Raw genomic sequence first — 23,233 nt, 5'->3', positions numbered from 1 at the left:
GCCGCCACTCGTCGCTCTGCAGCCGGAACAGGATCGCGGCCTTGTTGGGGAAGTACTGATACAGCGAGCCGACACTGACCCCGGCCTTGTCGGCGACCCGCGCGGTGGTGAAGCGCTGCGCGCCCTCCTTCGCCAAAACCTGAACAGCCGCTTCCAGAATGGCCGCGACCAGCTCGGTCGAGCGCGCCTGCTGCGGCTGTTTTCGCGAGGAAATTGAGCCACTTCGGCGTTCGGCCATCGGCGCCTCGGGGAATGCGATTAGCGAATGCGAATATTTATTCGTATTTCTGTGGACGCGCAACATCGCGCTGATCACTCCCCTTTGGAGTTCGCAATGACCACCCTCACCACCTCACCGCTGGCCCCGCTGCTGACGCGTTTGTTCGACGAAGCCGACGCCGCGCAGCCGCAGCCGCAGCCCGACCAGCTTGCACCCGACACGATGCAGTTGATGCGCAGCAAGACCGACTACGCGACGCTGTACGGCCGGCTGAAAGACTACGCCCTCGCGGTGTCGCCTGAGACCGGCGTGCTGCTCTACATACTGGCACGAGGCTGCCGCGCCCAGAGCATCGTCGAGTTCGGCACCTCGTTCGGCATTTCGACGCTGCATCTGGCCGCGGCGCTGCGCGACAATGGCGGCGGCCGGCTGATCACCACCGAGTTTGAGCACACCAAGCTGGTCCGCGCCGAGGCCAATCTCGAAGCCGGCGATCTCGCCGATCTGGTCGAATTCCGCGAAGGCGATGCGCTGCAGACGCTCAGCAAGGATATACCCGACCGCATCGATCTCGTGCTGCTCGACGGTGCCAAAGCGCTGTATGCGGATATTCTCGACCTGATCGAAAGCCGGCTGTCGCCCGGCGCGCTGATCGTCGCCGACAACGCCGATCACTGCCCGGACTATCTGGCTCGGGTGCGCGATCCGGCGAACGGTTATCTGTCGGTGTCGTTCGCCGCCGATGTCGAGCTGTCGATGCGGCTCGGCTGATACTTCCGACGGGGCGCACGCCCCGTGGTCTGCCGCCGGCAGCGCCGGCCGTAAGCGTTCAACGTCAATCAACGCACGTCCCGATCCATCGCGGTCGGCGTGCGCTGATGACGCCGCCGATCGCGGATCAGCCTGGAGACTCCCATGGCCGTCCGTTCGATCGATGCCTCGCCTACCCCTGCCTTGTCGCTGCGCCGCCGGCTGGCGCTGCACACCTGCCTCGCTTTCACCGCGATCGCGGTGCTGATCCCGCCGCACATCTCGCCGACCCACGCGCCGGTGCTGATCGGCACGCGCCTGCTGCTGGGCGTGATCAACTATGTAAGACGTCGCAGCGCGGCGCGATGCGGCTGCGGCGCGCTCAAGCGCTGCGGTCGCGGGTCGCGGCCACCACCATGCACAGCGCCAGACCCAGCACCGCGGAGGAGACGTAGCCGTTGACGTGCAGCAGCCCGGCCGCGAACAGCGCGCCGCCGATCGCCGAGCCGATCGCCTGGCCGACATACAGCACCGATGTGTTCAGCGACACCGTCGCGCCGGCGAGCGTCGGATCGGCCGTGACCAGCCGAACCTGCTGCATCGAGTTCGACGCCGCAAAGCCGAGACCCCACACCGCCACCGCAGCGGCCATCACCGCGAAATGCCCGGCCCCGAACGTCCAGCCGAGAATACCGGCCAGCATCAGCGAGGTGAACAGCGCCGAGGTGCGATACGCGCCCCAGCCGTCGACGATGCGGCTGGCAATGACGTTGCCGACGAAGCCGCAGACGCCGTAGATCGCAAACACCAGCGCGATCTCGCGCGGCCCGGCGCCGGTCAGCCCGGTGAGCAGCGGGCCGAAAAAGGTGAACACCACGAACTGCCCGGAGGTTTGCAGCGACGACACCCCGAGCAGCGTCAGGATGCGGCGGTTGCGCCCCACCGCGGCCCAGGTGCGCAGGCTCACCGGCGCCGCAGTCAGACCACCCGGCAGCCGCAGCCACAACAGGACGAAGCTGATCAGCCCGATGCCGCCGACGATGAGATAGGCGCCACGCCAGCCGGCATGATCGGCCGCGAAGGTGACCAGCGGCACGCCGAGCGCCACCGCCAACGACCAGCCGAGAAACACATAGGCCATGGTGCCGCCGCGCCTTTCCGGCGGCACGATCAGCGCCACCGCGCCGGCGGCCTGCGGCGTGTACAGCGCGCCGACCGACAGCATCGCCAGCCGCAGCACCAGCAGCACGGCATAGTTCGGCGCAAAGGCGGAGGCGAGATTGCCGAGCGCCAGCACTGCCAGCGTCGTCGTCAGCAGCAGCCGGCGATCGATCCGGCTGGTCAGCCAGGCGGTGAGCGGCGATCCGATGCACAGCACGATCGCCCCGAAGGTGATCAGCAGCCCGGCGTCGCGGATCGTCACCCCGAGCCCGGCCGCCAGATCGGGCAACATGCCGGCAGGCGCCAGAACCGAGGTTCCGGTGACGAAATTGCCGAGCATCAGCGCGGTGGGGGCGAACGAGCGGGACACCTCGGAAGGCTAGCAGCGTTTCCATGCAGATGCATTAAAATTCTGCAGGGCCGGGCATGCGCTGCGACACCAGCAGGGCGAAATGCGCGCCGCCGCAGGGTTCGGCTTCCTTGAATCGTCCGATTCCCCTGCTATACAGCCCCTTTCCGCTTACCTGCGCTCGTACGCAGGAGTGAGCCAGAGGAGCCTTCCGATGACCGACAAGACTTCGGGCGACAAGCCTTCCGCGTCCACCTCCGGCTTCCAGTACACCCTCTCCAACCTCAAGCCGGTAGCCCCCATGGACCAGATCACCATCACCTTCCCCGACGGCAAGACCCGCGAATATCCGCGCGGCACCACCGGGCTCGACATCGCCAAGGGCATTTCGCCCTCGCTCGCCAAGCGCACCGTCGCGATGGCGCTGAACGGCACGCTGACCGACCTCGCCGATCCGATCGAAGACAACACCGCCATCGACTTCGTCGCCCGCGACGACGGCCGCGCGCTGGAACTGATCCGGCATGATTGCGCCCACGTGCTCGCCGAAGCGGTGCAGAGTCTGTGGCCGGGCACCCAGGTCACGATCGGCCCGGTGATCGAGAACGGCTTCTACTACGACTTCTTCCGCAACGAGCCGTTCACGCCGGAAGACTTCGCGGCGATCGAGAAGAAGATGCGCGAGATCATCGCGCGCGACAAACCGTTCACCAAGGAAGTCTGGACCCGCGACGAAGCCAAGAAGGTGTTCGCCGACAACGGCGAGGCGTTCAAGGTCGAGCTGGTCGACGCCATCCCCGAAGACCAGACCATCAAGATCTACAAGCAGGGCGAGTGGTTCGATCTGTGCCGCGGTCCGCACATGACCTCGACCGGCAAGATCGGCACCGCCTTCAAGCTGATGAAGGTGGCCGGTGCGTATTGGCGGGGCGACAGCAACAACCCGATGCTGACCCGGATCTACGGCACTGCCTGGGCCAAGCAGGAAGATCTCGACGCCTACCTGCATCAGATCGAGGAAGCCGAGAAGCGCGACCATCGCAAGCTCGGCCGTGAACTCGACCTGTTCCACTTCCAGGAAGAAGGTCCGGGCGTGGTGTTCTGGCACGCCAAGGGCTGGAGCCTGTTCCAGTCGCTGGTCGGCTATATGCGCCGCCGTCTCGCCGGCGACTACGACGAGGTCAACGCGCCGCAGATCCTCGACAAGGTGCTGTGGGAGACCTCGGGGCACTGGGAATGGTACCGCGAGAATATGTTCGCGGCGCAGTCGGCCGGCGAGGACGCCGAGGATAAGCGCTGGTTCGCGCTGAAGCCGATGAACTGCCCGGGCCACGTCCAGATCTTCAAGCACGGCCTAAAAAGCTACCGCGACCTGCCGTTGCGGATGGCCGAGTTCGGCGTCGTGCATCGCTACGAGCCATCAGGCGCCATGCACGGGCTGATGCGGGTGCGCGGCTTCACCCAGGACGACGCGCACGTGTTCTGCACCGAGGCGCAGCTCGCCGAGGAGTGCATCAAGATCAACGATCTGATCCTGTCGACCTATTCGGACTTCGGCTTCGAAGGCGAACTGACGGTCAAGCTCTCGACCCGCCCCGACAAGCGTGTCGGCACCGACGAGATGTGGGATCACGCCGAGCGGGTGATGGCCACGGTGCTGAGCGAGATCAAGGCCAAGGGCGGCAACCGCATCAAGACCGAGATCAATCCGGGCGAAGGCGCGTTCTACGGGCCGAAGTTCGAGTACGTGCTGCGCGACGCGATCGGCCGCGACTGGCAATGCGGCACCACCCAGGTCGACTTCAACCTGCCGGAACGGTTCGGCGCGTTCTACATCGACGCCGACGGCGCCAAGAAGGCGCCGGTGATGGTGCACCGCGCGATCTGCGGCTCGATGGAGCGCTTCACCGGCATCCTGATCGAGCACTACGCCGGCAACTTCCCGCTGTGGCTGGCGCCGGTGCAGGTCGTGGTGACCACGATTACGTCCGAAGGCGATGAATACGCCAAGAAGGTACTGGCGGCGCTGCGCAAGGCCGGCCTGCGCGCCGACATCGATCTGCGCAACGAGAAGATCAACTTCAAGGTGCGCGAGCATTCGCTCGCCAAGGTGCCTGCCCTGCTGGTGGTCGGCAAGAAGGAAGCCGAGACCCACTCGGTCTCGGTCCGCCGCCTCGGCAGCGACGGCCAGAAGGTGATGCCCACCGACGAGGCAATCGCCGCGCTGGTGGACGAGGCGACCCCGCCGGACGTGCGGCGGATGCGCGGGATGACACCCGCGGTCGCGGCCGAGTAACCGGCGCGCGGCGGCGTCAGGCCGGCTCGCCTACGCTCTTGATCAGGGACTCGGCTGGGATGCCGAGCCCCTGATGCAATTTCCGGATCATCGGCAAGGTCAGATCGCGCTTGCGATTGAGCACCTCGTGCACCCGATTGCGACTGCCGATGAACGGGATCAGGTCGCGGGGCTGCAGATCGTTCTGCTCCATGTGTAGCGGATCGCTTCGACCGGATCGGGCAGATCGAGCAGGTAGTGCTTGCGCTCCCAAGCTTCCACCAAGGTCACCAGCACGTCCAGCCGATCGCCCTCCGGCGTATTCCGCCGCGCATTCATCAGCTCCTCGATCTGCTTGAGGGCACGGCGATAATCGCGCTGTGACTTGATCGGAGCTATGTCCATGGCGACCTCAAACGGTTTGTGCGTCGATCGCATCGTAATCGCGATGCGTCCCGACGTCCTCGCGCAAGTCGGGACCAGTTCACACGCTACGGTCGACGCCGGGGGATTGAGCGACGCCCTTCTGCATCGCGGCGATCGCCGCATCGAGTTCGGCGCGGCTGTATTGCGGCGCGGTGCCGGAGCGCGGCGTCCATTCGCTTTGCGCCTTGGCGGTATCGGCGATCTCGACCTTGCCGCCGAGCAGCCTAGCGTAGGTCTCCGCCCGCCATTGCGCCAGGGCCGGGCCAACCAGGGACGGCTCGTCGAGACCGCTGACCGCGGACGCGGTGGCGTTGCTCATCTCGGCGATGCCGCCATTGTACAGCTTCGCCACCACCTGATTGCCGACCTTGACGGTGGCGTAGACGTCGTCCGGCTCGTTGTCGGAGCCGCCGCGCGGCGCCGTCTCCTGCTGCTGCAGCCAGACGCGCGCGATCTCGTCGACCTCGGCGGAGGTGACTTTACGCACCGCTTCCGGATGCGCCTTCATCAGGTCCGCGAAGCTGTAGACGTCGCCTTCGAAAGCGAGCCCGTTCTTGTTGGTGGACTTCTCCGAATCCGCCTTGGTCACGTGCATATACGGCGTCAGCACGTGGCCGTGTCGGTCGGTGATATTCATGATGCGCCCCCACTCCAAATTGGTCCGAGCGGTGGTGGGGTTGCAAACTTCGCGCCACGAAGAAGTCTTGTCCGATCAACACGATCGCGCGGCGGTCGTTGCGCGCATCGCGGCGGCAATTGCCGGCGGCGGCAAGCTTTTCCTATCGCCAAGCGCGATGGTCGAGCCGCGGGATTGGTACGGTTCTGATCGAACCTTGCGCCGACATGCGATAGATTGCCGGCCGAAGCCTGCGCCCGCGGATCGCTGCCGCGGCCGCAGGCTGGAGCAGATGGAGAGCAGCCATTTCCGACCCGATCGAATTCTTCAAGACCCGCCGCTCGGTGAAGCCGCGCGAGATGACCGGCCCCGGCCCCTCGCCCGACGAGCTCGAGACCATCCTGACGATCGGCGCCCGCGTGCCGGACCACGGCAAGATCGCGCCGTGGCGGTTCATCGTGTTCGAAGGCGACGCCCGCGTCCGAGCCGGCGAAGTGATCGCCGACGTGTTCGCGCGCAAGCATCCCGAAGCGACCGCCGCCGAGATCGCCGCCGAAAAAGCGCGGCTGTGCGAAGCGCCGCTGGTGATCGCGGTGGTGTCGTCGCCCAAGCCGCATCCCAAGGTGCCGGTGTGGGAACAGGAATTGTCGGCCGGCGCGAGCTGCATGAACATCGTCTCGGCCGCGACCGCGCTCGGCTACGGCGCCAACTGGCTGACCGGCTGGATCGCGTTCGATCCCGAAGTGCTGAGCGGGCTCGGGCTGCGCGGCGACGAGAAGCTCGCCGGCTTCATCCACATCGGCACCCGGCCGAAAGATATCGAAGACCGGCCGCGGCCGGAACTGAGCGCGATCGTCACGCGGTTCTAGGCGCGTTCGAGCTTCCGGCTGCGGTCCGCTCACGGCGCACCGCAGCCGTCCCGCGCGCTAAGCGCGGCCGACCGGGAACACCTGCCCTTCGAACACCGTCCCCCAGATCGGCACATCCTTGAGCCGCTCCGGCGGCACCGCATAAGGATCCTGCTCGAGCACCGTGAAGTTGGCGATCTTGCCCGGCGCGATGCTGCCGAGGTGGTCCTCGTGGCGCCAGGAATACGCCGCCTCGATGGTGATCGCGCGCAGCGCCGCATCGACCGAGACGCGCTGCTCCGGACCTGCTACGCGGCCGGACGAGGTGATCCGGTTGACGCCGCACCACGCCAGATACAGCGGCGCGCTCGGTGCCATCGGCAGATCGGAGTGATAGGACAGCGGCACGCCCTGATCGAGCACCGATTTGGCCCGCACCATCGCGTCGGCACGCTCGGGCCCCAACCCCACCGCGCTGTATTTATCGGCGAAGCCTGTCGTATAGTACGGATTGGCGCTGACCAGCGCGCCGAGCCGCTTGATCCGTGCGACCTGATCCTCGGTCGAATTGGCGAAGTGCACGATCACGCTGCGATGATCGGCGCGCGGATGCTCGGTGTTCAGCTTCTCCAGGATGTCGAGCAGCTTCTCAAGGCCGAGATCGCCGTTGACGTGGGTGTGGATCTGATAGCCGGCGTTCCAGAACAGCCGGGCGCGGCGCTCCAGTTCGTCCGGCGGAATGATCCACTCGCCCTGATGACCGTCGAGATAGCCGTCCTTCATCTGCATCAACTGCGAGATGATGGCGCCGTCGGCGAACAGCTTGATCTGGCCGGGGAAGAACATCAGCTTGCGGCCCGGCGCTTCGGGCGCCACCGCGATCTGCGCTTCGACCGCATCGAGCGCGCCGTCGAGCCCGACGCGGTCGACGATGCCGCGGCCGTCGGCGATGAAGGTGGAGTACATCGGGGTGTCGGGGGCACCGAGGATCTGCTCGTACAGCTTCCACATGTCCGGGGTGTAGAGCGCGCCCGGCTCCATATAGGCGGTGACGCCGTTGGCGTGCAGATAGCTCACCATCTGCTTCAGCCCGAAGGCGAGCCGCTCCGGCGTCGCCAGCACCTTCATCATCGGCGTCATCATCAGGTTGAGGCCGCCCTCCCAGAAATGCCCCTCACGCCAGTTCGACTGCTCGCTTGCCTGCCCCTGGTTCAGCGTCATCGCCTCGGTGATGCCAAGCGCCGTCAGCGCCGGGGTGTTCAGATAGAATTCGTGGCAGGAGCGATGCCACACCGCGATCGGCCGGGTCGGGTTGATGGCGTCGAGCGCGGCGCGGTCGAGCTTGCCGTGCCACAGCGCGTGATAGCCCCAGGTCAACAGCCAAGCGTCGGGCTTGGTCAGCTTGGCGTCGGCCGCCTTCAGCCGCGCCTGGTAAGCGTCGGCGCTGCCGGCCGCCTTGTGGGTGCCGCCCGGCAGCACCCAATCCTCCGGCGCGATCACCTCGACCGCCAGGGTCAGTGCGCCGAGCACCGGGTGCAGATGCTGGTCGATCAGTCCCGGCGTCACGATCTTGGCCGCGAAGGTCTCGTCCACCGTGAAGGAACGGTCGCCGAGCGCCTCCATGACCTGATCGAGCGAGCCGACCGCAACGATCCGCTTGCCCGCGACGGCGACTGCGGTCGCCTCCGGCGCGCCACGCTCCATGGTGATGAACTTCCTGGCGGTGAAGATCGTCATCGGTGCCGCGGCGCTGGCGATCTGCTCGCCACCGAGCGCGCTCGCCAGCCGCGCGTTGATACCACCATCGGCTTTCGCCGACTTGGATACCACCGCTTCGGCCACGAACGGGACGCTCGCGCTCAACGCGGCCGCCCCCTTCAGCACCGTGCGGCGCGACGGCAGCGACAGTGAGCGGAATGCGAACTGGAATGCAGGATTGCAGGCGATGCACATGGCGCGCGCTCCAGGACCGAAGTTGTTAGTGGCCCTGCGGCAGCTTAGCACTGAGTCGGAAACTCACCCCCCGGACATTGGTCGGGCTTTGGTCACGCCGCCTGCGACGCCTGCCGCCCGAACCGCGTCAGCAGCCCGCAAATCTCCGAGGCCGGCCGGGCCGGGCTGAACAGGAATCCCTGCACCTCGTGGCAGCCCTCGGCGCGGAGCGCGTCGAGCTGTTCGACGCTCTCGACGCCTTCGGCCAGCGTGGTGATGTCGAGGCTGCGGCCGAGCCCGGCGATCGCACGCACGATCGCAAGGCAGTCCGGTCGCTGCGTCAGATCCTTCACGAACGAGCGGTCGATCTTGATCTTGTCGAACGGGAAGCTGCGTAGATAGCTCAGCGACGAGTAGCCGGTGCCGAAGTCGTCCATCGAGATCCGCACCCCGAGGCTGCGGAGCTGATGCAGGGTCGCAAGGTTCGCCTCGCTGTCGGCGAGAAACAGCGACTCGGTGATCTCCAGCTCGAGCCGGTGCGGCACCAGGCTCGATTGCGCCAGCGCCGAGATCACAACCTGCACCAGGTTGCGGCTGCGGAATTGCACCGGCGACAGATTGACCGCGACCTTGACGTCCGACGGCCAGGATGCGGCTTCCAGACACGCCTGCCGCAGCACCCATTCGCCGAGACCGACGATCAGGCCGATGTCCTCGGCCACCGGAATGAAGTCGGACGGCGAGATCATGCCACGCTCGGGATGACGCCAACGCAGCAGCGTCTCGAAGCCGCCGATCCGGTCCTCTGCCAGATCGATCAGCGGCTGATAGTGCAGTTCGAACTCGCCGCGCGCGAACGCCTGCCGCAGATCGAGCTCCATGTCGCGGCGGATCTGGGCCTGGCGGTCCATCTCCTTCTCGAAGAAATGGTGGCAGCCGCCGCCGGCCGCCTTGGCGCGGTACAGCGCCATGTCGGCGTTGCGCGACAGCGCCTCGCACTCGTCGCCGTCGGACGGCGCCAGGGCGATGCCGATCGAGGCGCCGATCACCACTTCGAGCCCGTCCATGTCGTAGGGCGCGCTCAGGATCTCGATCAGCCGCGCCGCCAGATTGCTGGCTTCGTTCGGCGTCGCCAGCGAGGTCAGCACGATGGCGAATTCGTCGCCGCCGAGCCGCGCCACCAGATCGCCGTCCCCGATCTGCTGCCGCAGCCGTTCGGCGACGCATTGCAGCAGGCGGTCGCCCATCGGATGGCCGAACGAGTCGTTGACGTTCTTGAACAGATCGAGGTCGACGCACATCACCGCGACCATCGTGCCGCTGCCGCGGGCCTGCGCCAGCGCCTGCTCCAGCCGCTGCTGATACAGCGCGCGGTTCGGCAGATTGGTAAGCCCGTCGTGATGCGCCATGTGGGCGATCTTGGCCTCCGCCTTGCGGCGCTCGGTGACGTCGACCACCGCCACCAGGAAGCCGTCGCGGCCGTCGAACACCACGCGGCGGCCGAAGGTCAGCACGTGAATCTCGGAGCCGTCGGCCTTGATGTGACGCCAATTGCCCTCGGACTGATAGCTGTCGCGCATCTCCAGCAGGGTCTGGCCGTGCGCGATCCACTCCTCGCGCGGCCAGATCTCGCGCAGCGACATCCGCAGGAACTGGTCGCGCGGATAGCCGTAATGCGCCACCGCGGCGTCGTTGACGCTGAGGAATTCGAAGGTCTGGGCGTCGAACACCCACATCGGCATCGGGTTGCCGTCGAACAGCAGCCGGAACGACTCCTCGCGCTTTTTCAGCGAGGTGACGTCGGAGATCGTCACCGAGATCACGTCGCCGAACGCGGTGGCGCTGAGGCTGAGATTGCGGTCGCCGCTGTCGACCGCGAAGGTGATGCTCGCATCGGAATCGACCAGCTCGATCAGCCGCCCGGCGACGTCTGGTGTGCACAGCAGATGATGTCCGACCGACAGCCGGCTCCAGTGCAGCTCGGCCACCGAATGCCGCAGCAATTGCGAGGCGCCCTGGTTGACATGGACGATCTGAAAGTCGAACGGCCGGCGGTCGGGGCCGCGGATCGCCGTCAGGGCGACAATGCCGTCGTCGGTCGAGGAGAAGATCGCGTCGAGCAGGTTGTAGCGATGGCGCTCTTCATTGACGTAGACGCCGACCAGGGTACCGCCCCAGCGCGAGGCGGTCGGCAGCGCCAGCAGGGTGTAGCGCTGCACGATGCCGTCGCGGACGCAATGCGCGGTACCGAGATGCGGCCGCTTGTTCTGCAGCGCGCCCGAGGCGGCTTGCGCCAGCGCGGTGCCGCAATCCGGCGACAGCGCATCCAGCGGAATATCCCAGCGCTCGTCGCCGAGCCATTGCTGGGCGTAGCGGCCGGTGCGCGACACCTCCGGCGTCTCGCCGTCGATCTCCAGCAGCACCAGATGATCAGCCAGCCGCCCCAAACTCCCCAGCATTACCTCTTCGTAGCTCGGCAGCGACTGTCCGGGCTGAATCGCCGCGTGCCACTTGCGCTGCAGCACGGTTAAGTCTGCAGCAAGCTGACTGGTCGAATTTTCGGAAAGTTGAGTGACGGTAGCCGACACGAGAAGCGCCCCGCGCATGAGAAGTGCGGCGCGCAGTCGAACTATTCCCGATTAAGACGATGTAAACGTATCGCCCAGCGGGGGACAAACCACTGAATATGAAGGTTTTAAGTCGCGCGATGGTTACTTCGCGTTCACCATTGTGACGGCGCGGAAATCGCGCGAAGCGATCAATGCGAAGCCGCGCCGATACGTGATTCAGCGCGCCAGCACTTCGACTTCGCCGTCGACGCCATTGACCACATTGAACCCGCGCTCGAACACCTTGCCTTCATTCTTGGCGATGGCGCGATACTCGCCCTCGGACAGCACGACACGCGGGAATGCGCCGATCGATTCCTTGATGACGTCGCCGCCCGGCGTCAGCACCGACCACGAGGTGTTGGCGAGCGCTTCGCCGCCCTTCTCGCTGACCAGCTTGAGGGTGATCACCGCGGCGCGGTGCGTGATCGTGACGTCGGTGAGTTTGCCGGTCTGGACGCGAATGTCGGATCGCACCACCGAATTGGCGTCGCCGTAATTGGAGACGATGTAGTAAGTGCCTTCCGGCACCAGAGCGACGTCACCGGCGGCGACCCCCGGCAACAGCGGCGCCCGCTGCGCGTTGTCGAACTGGCTGCCCTTGTAGATCGAGAAGGAAATCTGGTTGGCGGGAATTCGCGAACTGCCGACCTTGCCTTCGATCCGCAGGCCACCGGCAGGGAGCACGAAATTCTCGCGCTCGGTATCGGCCTTGACCGTCACCGGCCGCACCGCGCTGACCAGACCGAGCGCGACATGCACGACGTAGTTGCCGGGCGGCAGCGGAATGCTCGGAGTAGCGCCGTGATCCTCCCGGATTAGCTTGATGGCACCGCTGTCGTCGGGGCGATCCGAGTACACCCGCCATATCAGACCGCTGTTGATCACCGGCTGGTCCTTGCCGTAGCGCGCCGTCAAGGCGAGGACGCCTTGGGGCGGCGCCGGCGCGGCGATCGGCGGCAACGGCGACATCGACGGTGGCGCCACCGCACCGACGGGGGGCTGGGTCAGCGGCGCCGGCAGGCTCGGGGCCGCAGCCGCGCCGGATTGCGGCGCCAAACTGATCGCTGCGCCGGCCGGCGGCTCCGGCACAGAGGCCGGCGGAACGGGCGGCGGCCGATCGCTGAAAAACTGCGCCGCAGCCGGTTGCGTCAGCGCCAGCGCGCACACTGCGACGAACGCCCACTGTGCGACAATCCGGCGCCGCCCCCCGACGATATTACCCCTGAAGATCATGGCGATGGTTTTCACCGAAAACGCGGCAAATTCAAGCCGGTCCCGCGCCCTGTCGCAGCGGCCGCCACCCCAGCGGTACATGCGTGCTGTTCGTGATTGCGTCACGATTTTCCCCTAGTCCCGGCTGCCTCAAGCATTATTCATGCATTTGAAGCGATATGACACGATCCGGCAACGCGAGTCGCGAGCCGGGGCGGCCTGGTCCACACCGGGCGACGAGTCGAGGAGGCAACCATGCTGGAAAACCTGATCGGACGTGGGCAAGGCAACGCGCCGGCACCGGACAAGGTCGGCCTCGACAGCATCCGCCGGCCGGTGATCGGGCTGGCGCTCGGCGGCGGCGCGGCGCGCGGCTTCGCGCATATCGGCATCCTGCGCACGCTGCTGGCGAACGGCATCACGCCCGACGTGGTGGTCGGCACCTCGATCGGCGCAGTGGTCGGCGGCGCCTATGTCGCAGGTCATCTCGACACGCTGGAGGAATGGGCGCGCCGGCTGCAACCGCGCAACATTTTCGGCTATCTCGATATCCGGCTCAACGGCTCCGGCCTGATCGGCGGCAGCAAGCTCGCGGCGCAGCTCGACGCCACGCTCGGGCCGATCCTGATCCAGGATCTGACGCAGAAATTCGCCAGCGTCGCCACCGAGGTCGCGACAGGCCACGAGATCTGGCTGACCCACGGCCGGATCGTCGACGCGGTGCGGGCGTCCTACGCCCTGCCCGGCATCTTCTCGCCGGTGCTGATCGGCGACCGCTGGCTGGTCGATGGCGCGCTGGTCAATCCGGTGCCGGTGTCGGCGGCGCGCGCGCTCGGCGCCGAGATCGTGATCGCCGCCAACGTCTCCAGCGACGTGTTCGGCCACGGCACCACGATCTTCTCGCACGGCGCGGCGGCAGCCGCTGTCGTCGCACCGGAACCCGAGGAGCCGCCGGTGCAGAAGCGCGGCTTCACCCGGTTCTTCTCTCCGGAGCGGTTCGTCAAACAGGAACTGTTCGGCAATCCGGAACGCCCCGGCATCTCCAAGGTGATGACCGACGCCTTCAACATCATGCAGGACCGCATCACTCGGGCGCGGCTCGCCGGCGACCCGCCCGACCTGTTGATCTCCCCGAGGGTCGGCCGGATCGGCTGGTTCGACTTCCACCGCGCCGACGAGATCATCGCCCACGGCGCCCGCGCCGCCGAACGCGCGATCGATTCGATCCGCGAGACCATCGAAGAAGTCACGCCGCAGCCCAAGGCGACGGTGCCGGTGGAGACCTGACCACCGCCGCCCGGCGCGATCATCAGAGGCGGTCGATCGGATCCTGCCGCGCCGACGGCGGGAGGTTGCGGAGGCGCAACAGACAGACTGCGATGGTCGCCAACGGCAAACCAAGCGCCACCCAACACAAGCTGCGCCAAACGCCGCCCTCTCCGATCAGCGCCGCCAGCAGTCCGATCAGGGTCGAAGCCGCCAACGCGATCGGCCACAGCCATTGTCGTCGCAGCGCACTCATGATGCGGAGCTTTCGGCTTCCACAGCACCGCCGCGGCGCGGACGCTTCGCCCACCACAGATACAGACCGCTGATCAGCACGACGATGGTCGCGGCGTCGAGCAGCGCCCAGATGATTTTCAGCGGCAGCCCGCCATAGTCGCCGAAATGCAGCGGCTGCGACATGAACAGCGCGGTCGCATACCACGGCATGTCGCGGACCGAGACCACCTGCCCGGTCGACGCGTCGGCGAGCGCCGGTTTGAGGATGCGGCTGGTGATCGGCGTGTTGCCGGTGAGAAAGATCGCGACGTGCGACGGGGTAGCGAACGGCGTGCCGGGAAACGCCACCGTCATCACGTTCATGCCGGGCACCGCGGCGCGGACGTCGCGCAGCACCGCGTCGGTCGACGCACGCTGTCCCTCGATCTCGGGCGGCTTGGCCTGTGCCGCCATCTCGACGAGCTGGTTGGCCTGCCAGGCGAGTTCGATCGGGGCTGCCAGCGTGTTGATGACGCCGGTGAAGCTGACGACACCGAACCAGGCCAGCGTCACGATGCCGAGCAGATTGTGCAAGTCGAGCCAGGTGCGCCAGCGGCTGCCGTCGGTCCGCACCACGCCGAACGCAAGGCGGCGCGTGAACGGACCGTACAGCACCACGCCGGATACGATCGCAACGACCAGCAACAGGCCCATGAATCCAAGAAACAGCGTGCCCGGCACTCCGCTGAACAGGTCGAGATGCAGCCGCGTCATCACATACAAAAAGCCCTCATTGGGCTGCGGGATCTCGATCTGCTGCCCGGTGCGGGTGTCGAACACCTGATAGTGAAACGAGGCCGGATCGTCCGTCATCGAGGCTGCGGTCGGCACCTTCAGGATCGGATGCTCCCGATCGTAGAACAGATACGGCACCACCTGGCCAGGCCGCGCCGCGAGAGCGCGCGCAACCATCGAGTCCACCGATGCACTGCCTGGCGGTACGGTCGTCGCCGCGAGCTTCAGATCAGGACCAAGCTCGTCCTTGAAGATCAGCGGCAGGCCGGTCAGGCACAGCAGCAGCGCGAACAACGTGCAGACAAGGCTGCTCCAGCGATGCACCCAGACCCAAGCTCGAACGGCGCGCCGCGTCATCGGCGGCGCGCCTTCTTGGCGTCGACCCTCACCACCGGTACCTAATTCCCGCCAGCACCGTGCGGCGATTGCCGAACTGGCAGTAGAACCCCGACGAGCAGCTCGAATAGTACTCCCTGTCGAACAGGTTGTTGACGTTGAGTGTCAGAGTCGTGCCCTTCAGGCTCGGTGCCAGGTTCACAAGATCGTATTTCAATGCCGCATCGACCACCGTGTAGGCCGGCGCCCGCAGCGTGTTGGCATCGTCGCCATAGCTGGCGCCGACATGGCGGATGCCGCCGCCGAAAGTCAGGCCGGTGACCGGGCCGGACTGGAACGTGTAGTTCGCCCACATCGAGCCGAAGAAGTCCGGAACCGCCTGCGGTCGATTGCCGACGATCAGCGCGTTCGACGATCGCGCCACCCTTGTGTCGAGGAACGTCACGGCGCCGATCAGCTCGAGACTATCGGTGACGTTGCCGCGCGCTTCCAATTCGACTCCCTTGGAACGGACCTCGCCCTGCTGCACGTTGAAGCCCGGCACGGTCGACGGCGTCAGGACGTTCTGCTGGCGGATGTCGAACACGGACGCCGTGAACAGGATCGGCAGAAAGGTCGGCTGATACTTGATGCCGCCCTCGTATTGCTCGGCCGTGGTCGGGACGAACGCCGATCCATCGGCGCCGACACCGGTCACCGGTTCGAACGAGGTCGAATAGCTGACGTAAGGCGCAACACCGCTGTCGAACAGATACAGCAGCCCCGCCCGATAGGTAGTCTTGTCGCCCGACTGATTGGAGCGCGATCCGGCGAGCCGGCTTTCGGTGCTCTGCTCGGCCCAATCATGACGGACACCGAGCGTGGCGCGCCATCCGCCCAGGCTGATCTGATCCTGCGCGTACAGCCCGGTCTGCGACAGCTTCTGACCGCTGTCGATCAGCGAGGCGAGCGAGCCGACCGGCTGATTATACAATGGATTGACGACATCGAGCGCGGTCGCACCGCCGAGTTGGTAGGTCCAGTTGCTGAGCGTATTCTGATAGTCGACGCCGGTGATGATCTTGTGCTGCAGCGCGCCGGTGGCAAAGTCGAACTGCACGCGGTTGTCGGTCGACAGGCCGCCGACGTCCTCGATCGAGCGGATCGCCCAGCGCGGGATCGTCCCGATGGCGGTGAGCGGCGCGTTCATCTGCAACGACTTGAAGTCGATGTCGACGTGCGAATAGCGCAGGCTCGACTTGACGCTGACGACCTCGTTGAGACGCTTGTCGAACTGATAGCCGATGCCGTACTGCTCGCGCTCGAACGAGTCGAAGCCGGGATCGCCGACATTGAGCTTGGAGTTCAGGTACGGCCGGTATTGCAGCGGCGCCAGCGAGGTCGGATACAGCGAGTTGAAGTAGCCGCCCTTCGGATCCTTCTGATAATAGCTCTGAACAGTGAACCGCGTGTCCATGTCGGGCGCCCAGGTCAGGGCCGGCGCGACCGCAAAGCGCTGCTCGTCGACATTGTCGTAGCGCGTGCCGGACGTCCGGCCGATCGCACTCAGGCTGTACAGCCAATGGCCGTCCTTATCGAGCGCGCCCTGGCTGGTGGCGCCGGACTGGATGCGGCCGTAAGTGCCGCCCTCGACGCGGACCTCGTTGTACGGCACTGCGCTCGGCATCCGGCTGATCTGATTGACCAGACCGCCCGGGCTGGTCTGCCCGTACAGCACCGCCGACGGTCCCTTCAGCACCTCGACACGGTCGAGCAGGAACGGATCGATCGCGGTGTTGGCGAACGCCTGGCCGCGCGGCAGCTTCAAGCCGTCAAGGAAGCTCACATAGTTGGTCGCGGTGCCGAACGCGCCGAAACCGCGGATGAACACGCTGTCGAAGCGCGAATTGGTGTCGGCATCCGACAGCACGCCGGCGCTGTAGCGCAGCGCGTTGGCAACGGTCTGAACGTTCTGATCGTCCATCTGCCGGCGGGTGACGGTGGAGATCGACTGCGGCGTCTCCAGGACCGGCGTGTCGGTCTTGGTCGCTGTTGCGGAGGTGCGGGCGACGTAGCGATCCGAGGTGTTGCTGGCGTTGACCGGGCGCGCCGCCGGGGTCGCCTGTTCACGCGCCGGAGTGCGTGCCGGCACCGCACGCTGAGCCGCGGGAGCTGGCTGCGCGCGTCGCGCGGAGCGACGCTCGGCGGGCTGCACGGTGACCGGCGGCAGTGCCACCGCGGCTTCGCGCGCGCTCTGCGCCAGCGCTTCGGAGCCGCCACTCAGCGACAGCGCAATCGCGACGCCGGCGACAATCTTGTTCTCGTTTCCCATCCGCTCTCCCCCAGATACCTCGCCTCGAGGCGGGCGGGAAATAAACGGGACGGGACCGTCCTGTCCAGATCGATTGCCAAGTGATCGCAAATCTGGGATTGGAATTGCTCGAAAGACTCGCCTCGTCGTATCGACGATCAAGGATCTCAATGCCGACTTCGACGACCACTTCCAAAGGCGGCCGCCCGCGCAAGAGCGATGTCGAAGCCAAGTCGCTTCACATCATCGAGACGGCGTCGCGGCTGTTCGCGCAGCAGGGCTTCGCCGCGACCTCGGTCGAACAGGTCGTGGCCGCCTGCGGCGTCGGCAAGGACACCGTATATCGGCGCTTCCCGTCGAAGCTGGCGTTGTTCGAAGGTGTGGTCGAGCACGCCCGCGTGCAGACGCTGGCGCACTTCCAGACCACGATGGCGAGCCAGACCGGGGATGCGCTGACACAACTTCGCGCGGCGGCACGCTGGCTCCTTGCCGTCAACGTCGATCCCACGCTGATCGCGTTCAAGCGCATCGCTTTCAGCGAGGCGATCGTGGTCGGTCAGGCCGTGGCGAGCCGGACCGACGATCCGATCATGGACCGATTGCTGTCGCTGATTGGCGAGGCCCAGAAGGCCGGCACCCTCGCCCGCGGCGATGCGCGCTTTCTCGCCAGCCAGCTCCTCAACAGCATCGCCATGGGGCCGATGATCGATGCGATGCTGGGCGGGACGACTTATGCGTCGCCCCGCGCCCAGAATGCTTATTTCGACAAGGCCTGGGCGCTGTTTCTCGACGGTGCCGGCGCCTGATCCTGGTTGCTGTTACCAGCCTCAGGCCGACTTGATGTAGTCGTGCAGCGCCTGCTGCTCGTGCTCGTATTCGGACAGCCGCGATTTGACGATGTCGCCGATCGAGATCAGGCCGACCACGCGGTCGTGCTCCATCACCGGCAGATGCCGGAATTTGCCGGCTGTCATCCGCTCCATGATCTCGCCGACGTTGTCGTCCTGACGGCAGGTGAAGACGTCGCGGGTCATCACCGCGCCGACCGGCTGATCCAGCGCAGCCGGGCCGCGGTCGGCGAGCACACGAACGATGTCGCGCTCCGACAAGATACCTTCGAGCCGCGTACCGTGCATCACCAGCACCGCGCCGATCCGGCGCTCCGCCAGGGTCTTGATCGCAGACGCGAGCCGGGCATCGGCCTCGACGCTATGAATGTAGCGGCCTTTGGATTCGAGAATCGCACGCACGGTCATGGGTGGCCTCCCGTAACGCCGCCTTGCCGAGCCCGGCGGCTCTGGTTGTGACATCAGCAACGGAATCAGCAGCAGCGAGACAGTCGATGTTCGGACAAGACCGACGCTGAAACAGCGCGAACACCCGTTCCGAGCCGGCGCGCGCGGCGCCGGGTGCAATCACACCGGAAGATTGCGGCAATTCAAAGTTAGATGCAAGCTACTCGCAACTGCGAACAACTGATCGCAGCGCGTCAGAGCGGCACGGATTCCGGCGTGCGCGGCACCGGGTCGAACAACGAGAACAGCAGCAGCCCGGCGAAGAAGCCGCCGATATGCGCCTGCCAGGCGACGCTGGCGCCCTCATTGCCGATCGCGATCGAGCCGATCCCGAAGATGATGTTGATGCCGAACCAGATGCCGAGGAACGCCAGCACCCGCGGATCGCGCAGCGCCCGCATCAACGGCTGCGCCGGCACCCGCGCCGCGGCATCAGCATCGCCTCGCCGCAGCGACAGGAAGCTGCCGCGAACGAAGGCGAATCGGATCGCCGCCGCCATCGCGCCCGACACTGAAGCGGAAGCTCCGATCATCGGTGCGATTTCGTGGGGGTGGGTGAGAAGATGCGCGAATGCACCGGCTGCCCCGGTCACGGCCATGAACACGAAGAACCGGGCGGCCCCGAATCGGCGCGCCAGCGCGCTGCCGAACGGCAGCAGCCACAGCACGTTGAACAGCAGGTGGCTGAGATTGGCGTGAAGCAGCGAATAGCTGACGAAGGTCCAGAGCTTGGCGCCGGTTCCGCCCGGAAAAGGTGAATCCAGCAGGGTTTGGTCGTAGCGCATCGGGATGAAGCCGAACACCTCGATCGTCCAATACTCGAAGTCCGGCGACACCAGCGTGCGCAGATGGATCACCGCGAGCAGCGCGACGTAACCGGTCACGGCGGCCGGCAGCGTCAGGATCGGCTCGCGCGGCGGCTGCGGCGGAGCGGTGTTGGATTCGAACGGAGCTTCCAAAGCAGACGACCTGATACGAGACGGGACCGGCGAGCCAGATCCCTTAGAGCACTTTTCGCAACCGCGGAAAACTGGCTCGCCAGGCGCCCGACCCTCACGCCACCGACAAGTGGTTGACCAGAATCGACAGCCCGAGGCCGATCAGTGCCAGGCCACCGGCGCGCTCCGCCTGATAGTGTCGCGAGAGCTGCGAAACGGAAAAGGGAGGGCCCTGAGAAAGCCCTCCCCCCGGTCCGTGCCGGCACCGTTCGCATCGCAGACCATCTGTCCGATGCGTCGGCCGACCTGTTTTTCAGCCACCCTGTATCCCACCAGCGCTGACGGTCTGGAGTCGCCAGCACTGCAATGCCGCCAGCCTAGCGGCGGTTCCCCCGCGCGCAACGCCATAGTTAATTTAACCTTAACGACGCAAAGCCGGGTATGACGCCGCTGTTCGCGCGGACCGGCATGGACGCTGCACCAGGGCTCCTGCACAACACTCTGGAGCGTCGCGCCGGGCGAATTCGGGACAGTCATGTCCCAATCGCGTCCGCACGCGACGACCGCGAACCAAGGTCGTCCATGAAGCATCCGTCGAGCCAGGCGCTGTTCGCCTATTGGGACAAGCAACGCGACGGCGCCCCCGCCCCGGACCGCAGTGCAATTGAACCAGATGCCCTGCGCAGCCAGCTCGGCGAGATGTTCGTGGTGTCGTGCGACTTGCCCGGCTATCCGTTTCGGTTCGCCGGCACCCGGCTCAACGCCCTGCTCGGCCAGGACCTGAAGGGCCAGAAGCTGACGACGCTGTTCGTGCTGGAGCAGCGCCGCGCGGTGCAACAGGTGCTGGACATCGTGTCGGGAGACACCATCGCGGTGGTCGCAGGCATCACCGCCACCGCGCCTAACGCGACCCCGGTCGCACTGGAACTGCTGCTGCTGCCGTTCGCGCAACGCGCGCACAGCCCGCTGAGCATGACCGGGCTGCTGGCGCCGCTGGGCGGCCGGCTGATCGGCCCGCTGTCGAACCTGCGGCTGAACTCGTGGCGGACCGTCGGCCAGCAGCCGCGGCGGTTGCCGCCACGCAAGCTGCACAAGTTTCAGGTGGTGCGCGGATTGACGGTCTACGAAGGCAACGACTGAGACGCGGCGTAGTCGGAGCCGAGCCGCGGGACCACCATGCTGGGCTGACGGTCGACCGCGACCGCCGCAAACCCGCCGCGGGTCGCCCTATAGCACCCGCAGGCCCTCTGCATCAGGCCGTCGGGATCGGTGATGGCGAGCCGGCCGCGGCTGTAGCGGATCAACCCCTGCTGCTGCAGCGCGTGAGCGATCAGTGAGATGGTGTTGCGCTTAACCCCGAGCATCCGCGCCATCAGGTCCTGACCGAGTTGCATGCAGTCGCTGCCGGCCATATCGCGCGATTGTAGCAAGCGACGGCACAGCCTGGCTTCGGCCGAATGCGCGGCGTTGCAGGCTGCGATCTGCTCGGCCTCGACCGAACGGCTCCATTGATAACGCAGCATCAGGCCCCGCAGCACCGCGCTGTGATCGACCGCGTAGCGGAAATGCATCACGTCGATCGCCGATGCCGACGTGGGATAGCGCACCACCGCGCCGGTCGCCGCCACGTTCTGGTGCACCGCCTCGCTGCCGATGACGCCGTTCCGGCCGATCGATGCGACCTCGATCACGTCTGCCTTGGTCAGGCCGACCACGCTGGAGACGATGCCGCCGTGAGGAAATACCAGTTGCGCGAGCGGCGCACCCGCCTCGACCAGAACCTGACCGAACTTCAGATCGATCGTATAGAGATGCGGACGCAGCAGATCGAAGTCGGCTGCCGGCAACGCAGCGAGCAATTCATTGGCCGATTGGCTCATCGCCATGGTTCCCGCCCCGGGAATCCGCCGAAACAGCGCCACGAGCTGTCAATCGGCTCTTGAAAAATCGCCGCTGCAATTGCGGCTCCCCGGAACTTTAATCGTTCGAGCCCGATGCAAAGTCCACTGCGTACAACTACGCGGCGAACATACGATATGGCGGCGCACGACGATCCACCCCGCCGCCACGCGGACGAGTTGTTAGTTGCGCAGGCAGCCCGCCGGTCGGCCCGGGAACTCGGAGAGCCGCGCCGGTTCCGCAGCGGCCACCGACGATCGACCGTCGGCAGCGGAGTGCTAACGGCCCGTTAACTGTACGCGCTTTAGGTTGAAAGCTACGCCAGCGCGACCGGCCATCGGAACCCAATCTTGTTGTTGCAGAGCCCCAACAGCCAGCCGGCGACGCTCGAGCGTCGTCGCTTCCAGCGGGTGAAGGTCCACCTGCTCGGGCGCTACATGCTGCCCGATCGCCGCGAATTTCCCTGCCAGGTGATCAACATGTCGCCCGGCGGACTGGCGATGCTGGCGCCCGGAATCGGCAACGTCGGCGACCGCGTGATCGCCTATCTCGATCATGTCGGCCGCGTCGAAGGCAAGATCACACGGATCATCGACAACGGCTTTGCGATGACCCTCGCGGCCACCCCGCGCAAGCGCGACAAGCTCGCCGCGCAACTGACCTGGCTGGCCAATCGCGACATCCTCAACCTGCCGGAAGATCGCCGCCACGATCGCATCGTGCCGCGCAACCCGATCGCCATCCTGACGCTCGACGACGGCAGCCGGATGAGCTGCCGTATCATCGACATGTCGCGCTCCGGCGCCGCGATCGCCGCGGAGCATCGCCCGCCGCTGCACGCACAGGTCCTGCTCGGACGGGTCGCGTCGCGCGTCGTCCGTCACCTCGACGACGGCTTCGCGCTGGAGTTCATCCACGAGCAGCTCGAAGAAACGCTCGAAGACAGCGTTACCGCGCGGTGAACGACGACGCCCGCTGCAAAGCCGCCTAGCGCCGCGTTTTCGCACCACTTCTCACCTGCCATCCTGCAACGGCGACCCGACGCACTGCGCGGAACGCAGTTAACGGGCGCTGCGAAGCGCTTAGCAACCGCGCGTGCCGCAGCGCTGCGCGGGTTAACAGCTCAAATTTGAATCAATTGCCGATATCTCGCATTTTATGCAAATTCGATTCAAGTATAGATCGAATTCGCGGCTAGTTTTCCGAGTATTCGCATCGACTTTACTTGGTCGATTTAGCGGCCCTGCAAATTGCTTGTGCAAATGATGGTCCCAACAAGAAACGGGGGCCACAATGTCGGGCAACAGGGGATTTCGGGGGCTGGCGGTGATCGCCGCCGTCGTCGCACTGACCGCGACGGCGCAAGCCGACAACAGAGTTCGTTACGCGAGCATCGGCGACGAGACGCGCGCACCGATCGGATGGATCGAGTTCTGCTCGGACAATCCGCAGGATTGCCGCGGGGGTCGCAGTCAGGCACGCGACATCGTGCTGACGCAGACCGCCTGGCAGGATCTGTTGAAGGTCAACCGCTGGGTCAACGACAATATCAAGCCGCTGACCGACATGGATCATTGGGGCGTGATCGAAAAGTGGTCGCTTCCGGCCGACGGTTACGGCGATTGCGAAGACTACGTACTCTTGAAGCGCAAAATGCTGATCGACGCCGGCTGGCCGCGCGAAGCGCTGCTGATCACCGTGGTGCGCGACAAGAAGAACGAAGGCCACGCGGTGCTGACGGTGAAGACAGACAAGGGCGAGTTCATCCTCGACAACCAGAACGAGGAAGTCGTCGCC

At 65.9% G+C, this 23,233-nt stretch carries 23 protein-coding genes; 8 read left to right on the top strand and 15 right to left on the bottom strand.

Going from position 1 to position 23,233, the window contains the following annotated elements; genetic code table 11:
• On the bottom strand, positions 1-238 hold a 238-nt coding region (locus tag DU475_RS15700), incomplete at its 3' end, for a helix-turn-helix domain-containing protein (RefSeq protein ID WP_164632646.1).
• Between the two features lie 96 nt (positions 239-334).
• Between DU475_RS15700 and DU475_RS15695 the strand changes: the two genes are divergently transcribed.
• Positions 335-991, top strand: coding sequence for an O-methyltransferase (locus tag DU475_RS15695; RefSeq protein WP_013501734.1), 657 nt, complete (start codon positions 335-337; stop codon positions 989-991).
• Between the two features lie 68 nt (positions 992-1,059).
• On the opposite strand, the gene DU475_RS15690 is transcribed toward DU475_RS15695, so the two are convergent.
• Both DU475_RS15690 and DU475_RS15685 read right to left on the bottom strand, forming a co-directional pair.
• Complete coding sequence (locus tag DU475_RS15690) at positions 1,060-1,284, bottom strand: hypothetical protein (RefSeq protein WP_041807181.1); 225 nt, start codon at positions 1,282-1,284, stop codon at positions 1,060-1,062.
• Between the two features lie 68 nt (positions 1,285-1,352).
• Positions 1,353-2,471 carry an MFS transporter gene (locus tag DU475_RS15685; RefSeq protein WP_049800186.1) on the bottom strand — a complete coding sequence of 373 codons (1,119 nt, stop codon included), beginning with the start codon at positions 2,469-2,471 and terminating at the stop codon, positions 1,353-1,355.
• Positions 2,472-2,694: 223 nt separating this feature from the next.
• On the opposite strand from DU475_RS15685, the gene thrS reads away from it, so the two are divergent.
• Complete coding sequence (gene thrS, locus DU475_RS15680; protein ID WP_047308593.1) at positions 2,695-4,776, top strand: threonine--tRNA ligase; 2,082 nt, start codon at positions 2,695-2,697, stop codon at positions 4,774-4,776.
• Between the two features lie 16 nt (positions 4,777-4,792).
• Here thrS and DU475_RS24600 read toward each other — a convergent pair whose 3' ends face one another.
• From DU475_RS24600 to DU475_RS15670, 3 genes are all read right to left on the bottom strand, one after another.
• Complete coding sequence (locus DU475_RS24600) at positions 4,793-4,969, bottom strand: helix-turn-helix domain-containing protein (RefSeq protein WP_502706850.1); 177 nt, start codon at positions 4,967-4,969, stop codon at positions 4,793-4,795.
• Positions 4,936-5,160: a helix-turn-helix domain-containing protein gene (locus tag DU475_RS24595; protein ID WP_502706849.1), complete on the bottom strand. Its 225-nt coding sequence runs from the start codon at positions 5,158-5,160 to the stop codon at positions 4,936-4,938. Before DU475_RS24595 ends, DU475_RS24600 begins: the two co-directional genes overlap by 34 nt.
• 79 nt (positions 5,161-5,239) lie before the next feature.
• Positions 5,240-5,818: a hypothetical protein gene (locus tag DU475_RS15670; RefSeq protein WP_013501729.1), complete on the bottom strand. Its 579-nt coding sequence runs from the start codon at positions 5,816-5,818 to the stop codon at positions 5,240-5,242.
• Positions 5,819-6,102: 284 nt separating this feature from the next.
• On the opposite strand from DU475_RS15670, the gene DU475_RS15665 reads away from it, so the two are divergent.
• The gene (locus DU475_RS15665; protein ID WP_041807180.1) at positions 6,103-6,666 is read left to right on the top strand and encodes a nitroreductase family protein; all 564 of its coding nucleotides are present in this window, start codon (positions 6,103-6,105) and stop codon (positions 6,664-6,666) included.
• A gap of 57 nt (positions 6,667-6,723) precedes the next feature.
• On the opposite strand, the gene DU475_RS15660 is transcribed toward DU475_RS15665, so the two are convergent.
• The 3 genes from DU475_RS15660 to DU475_RS15650 all read right to left on the bottom strand — a co-directional run bounded on the left by DU475_RS15660 (position 6,724) and on the right by DU475_RS15650 (position 12,422).
• Positions 6,724-8,598 carry an amidohydrolase gene (locus DU475_RS15660; RefSeq protein ID WP_164632645.1) on the bottom strand — a complete coding sequence of 625 codons (1,875 nt, stop codon included), beginning with the start codon at positions 8,596-8,598 and terminating at the stop codon, positions 6,724-6,726.
• Between the two features lie 92 nt (positions 8,599-8,690).
• A complete protein-coding gene (locus DU475_RS15655) occupies positions 8,691-11,183 on the bottom strand; it encodes a putative bifunctional diguanylate cyclase/phosphodiesterase (protein ID WP_202907683.1) in 2,493 nt (830 codons plus the stop codon).
• A 180-nt stretch (positions 11,184-11,363) separates the two neighbouring features.
• Positions 11,364-12,422, bottom strand: a complete 1,059-nt coding sequence (locus DU475_RS15650; RefSeq protein WP_205524403.1) for an RgsD C-terminal domain-containing protein — start codon at positions 12,420-12,422, stop codon at positions 11,364-11,366.
• 234 nt (positions 12,423-12,656) lie between these two features.
• Here DU475_RS15650 and DU475_RS15645 point away from each other — a divergent pair, with 234 nt between their 5' ends.
• A complete protein-coding gene (locus DU475_RS15645; RefSeq protein ID WP_013501725.1) occupies positions 12,657-13,688 on the top strand; it encodes a patatin-like phospholipase family protein in 1,032 nt (343 codons plus the stop codon).
• A gap of 22 nt (positions 13,689-13,710) precedes the next feature.
• Here the strand turns inward: DU475_RS15645 and DU475_RS15640 are convergent, their stop codons facing one another.
• The 3 genes from DU475_RS15640 to DU475_RS15630 are packed head-to-tail and all read right to left on the bottom strand — an operon-like array spanning position 13,711 to position 17,325.
• The gene (locus tag DU475_RS15640; protein WP_013501724.1) at positions 13,711-13,923 is read right to left on the bottom strand and encodes a hypothetical protein; all 213 of its coding nucleotides are present in this window, start codon (positions 13,921-13,923) and stop codon (positions 13,711-13,713) included.
• Positions 13,920-15,035 (bottom strand): PepSY-associated TM helix domain-containing protein, encoded by a 1,116-nt coding sequence (locus DU475_RS15635; RefSeq protein ID WP_164632643.1) that lies wholly within the window; start codon positions 15,033-15,035, stop codon positions 13,920-13,922. The genes DU475_RS15640 and DU475_RS15635 overlap by 4 nt, the downstream gene beginning before the upstream one ends.
• Before the next feature lie 28 nt (positions 15,036-15,063).
• The gene (locus tag DU475_RS15630; RefSeq protein ID WP_164632642.1) at positions 15,064-17,325 is read right to left on the bottom strand and encodes a TonB-dependent siderophore receptor; all 2,262 of its coding nucleotides are present in this window, start codon (positions 17,323-17,325) and stop codon (positions 15,064-15,066) included.
• A 149-nt stretch (positions 17,326-17,474) separates the two neighbouring features.
• On the opposite strand from DU475_RS15630, the gene DU475_RS15625 reads away from it, so the two are divergent.
• The gene (locus tag DU475_RS15625; protein WP_164632641.1) at positions 17,475-18,110 is read left to right on the top strand and encodes a TetR/AcrR family transcriptional regulator; all 636 of its coding nucleotides are present in this window, start codon (positions 17,475-17,477) and stop codon (positions 18,108-18,110) included.
• Positions 18,111-18,131: 21 nt separating this feature from the next.
• On the opposite strand, the gene DU475_RS15620 is transcribed toward DU475_RS15625, so the two are convergent.
• Positions 18,132-18,560 carry a CBS domain-containing protein gene (locus DU475_RS15620; RefSeq protein WP_013501721.1) on the bottom strand — a complete coding sequence of 143 codons (429 nt, stop codon included), beginning with the start codon at positions 18,558-18,560 and terminating at the stop codon, positions 18,132-18,134.
• Between the two features lie 233 nt (positions 18,561-18,793).
• Positions 18,794-19,558 carry a rhomboid family intramembrane serine protease gene (locus tag DU475_RS15615; protein WP_047308585.1) on the bottom strand — a complete coding sequence of 255 codons (765 nt, stop codon included), beginning with the start codon at positions 19,556-19,558 and terminating at the stop codon, positions 18,794-18,796.
• 561 nt (positions 19,559-20,119) lie between these two features.
• On the opposite strand from DU475_RS15615, the gene DU475_RS15610 reads away from it, so the two are divergent.
• Positions 20,120-20,677: a PAS domain-containing protein gene (locus tag DU475_RS15610; RefSeq protein ID WP_013501719.1), complete on the top strand. Its 558-nt coding sequence runs from the start codon at positions 20,120-20,122 to the stop codon at positions 20,675-20,677.
• Here the strand turns inward: DU475_RS15610 and DU475_RS15605 are convergent.
• Positions 20,659-21,417, bottom strand: a complete 759-nt coding sequence (locus tag DU475_RS15605) for a Crp/Fnr family transcriptional regulator (RefSeq protein WP_234713338.1) — start codon at positions 21,415-21,417, stop codon at positions 20,659-20,661. The two genes, DU475_RS15610 and DU475_RS15605, sit on opposite strands and share 19 nt — an antisense overlap.
• 369 nt (positions 21,418-21,786) lie before the next feature.
• On the opposite strand from DU475_RS15605, the gene DU475_RS15600 reads away from it, so the two are divergent.
• On the top strand, positions 21,787-22,398 hold the full coding sequence (locus DU475_RS15600) for a PilZ domain-containing protein (RefSeq protein ID WP_013501717.1): 612 nt from the start codon (positions 21,787-21,789) through the stop codon (positions 22,396-22,398).
• A 331-nt stretch (positions 22,399-22,729) separates the two neighbouring features.
• Positions 22,730-23,233, top strand: a 504-nt coding sequence (locus DU475_RS15595) for a transglutaminase-like cysteine peptidase (protein ID WP_164632640.1), incomplete at its 3' end; no start/stop codon positions are given.

This window comes from Rhodopseudomonas sp. WA056 (genome assembly GCF_010906995.1).
GTDB lineage: Bacteria > Pseudomonadota > Alphaproteobacteria > Rhizobiales > Xanthobacteraceae > Rhodopseudomonas > Rhodopseudomonas palustris_G.
The sequence above is the reverse complement of the archived record's forward strand: the minus strand, read 5'-3'. Positions and strand labels throughout refer to the sequence as shown.

Coding starts and splice junctions, on each gene's coding strand:
- DU475_RS15625 (WP_164632641.1), top strand. CDS start 17,475: ATGCCGACTTCGACGACCACTTCCAAAGGCGGCCGCCCGCGCAAGAGC.
- DU475_RS15605 (WP_234713338.1), bottom strand. CDS start 21,417: ATGAGCCAATCGGCCAATGAATTGCTCGCTGCGTTGCCGGCAGCCGAC.
- DU475_RS15655 (WP_202907683.1), bottom strand. CDS start 11,183: ATGCGCGGGGCGCTTCTCGTGTCGGCTACCGTCACTCAACTTTCCGAA.
- DU475_RS15650 (WP_205524403.1), bottom strand. CDS start 12,422: ATGATCTTCAGGGGTAATATCGTCGGGGGGCGGCGCCGGATTGTCGCA.
- DU475_RS15695 (WP_013501734.1), top strand. CDS start 335: ATGACCACCCTCACCACCTCACCGCTGGCCCCGCTGCTGACGCGTTTG.
- DU475_RS15670 (WP_013501729.1), bottom strand. CDS start 5,818: ATGAATATCACCGACCGACACGGCCACGTGCTGACGCCGTATATGCAC.
- DU475_RS15685 (WP_049800186.1), bottom strand. CDS start 2,471: ATGCTCGGCAATTTCGTCACCGGAACCTCGGTTCTGGCGCCTGCCGGC.
- DU475_RS15620 (WP_013501721.1), bottom strand. CDS start 18,560: ATGACCGTGCGTGCGATTCTCGAATCCAAAGGCCGCTACATTCATAGC.
- thrS (WP_047308593.1), top strand. CDS start 2,695: ATGACCGACAAGACTTCGGGCGACAAGCCTTCCGCGTCCACCTCCGGC.
- DU475_RS24595 (WP_502706849.1), bottom strand. CDS start 5,160: ATGGACATAGCTCCGATCAAGTCACAGCGCGATTATCGCCGTGCCCTC.
- DU475_RS15610 (WP_013501719.1), top strand. CDS start 20,120: ATGAAGCATCCGTCGAGCCAGGCGCTGTTCGCCTATTGGGACAAGCAA.
- DU475_RS24600 (WP_502706850.1), bottom strand. CDS start 4,969: ATGGAGCAGAACGATCTGCAGCCCCGCGACCTGATCCCGTTCATCGGC.
- DU475_RS15660 (WP_164632645.1), bottom strand. CDS start 8,598: ATGTGCATCGCCTGCAATCCTGCATTCCAGTTCGCATTCCGCTCACTG.
- DU475_RS15645 (WP_013501725.1), top strand. CDS start 12,657: ATGCTGGAAAACCTGATCGGACGTGGGCAAGGCAACGCGCCGGCACCG.
- DU475_RS15635 (WP_164632643.1), bottom strand. CDS start 15,035: ATGACGCGGCGCGCCGTTCGAGCTTGGGTCTGGGTGCATCGCTGGAGC.
- DU475_RS15640 (WP_013501724.1), bottom strand. CDS start 13,923: ATGAGTGCGCTGCGACGACAATGGCTGTGGCCGATCGCGTTGGCGGCT.
- DU475_RS15630 (WP_164632642.1), bottom strand. CDS start 17,325: ATGGGAAACGAGAACAAGATTGTCGCCGGCGTCGCGATTGCGCTGTCG.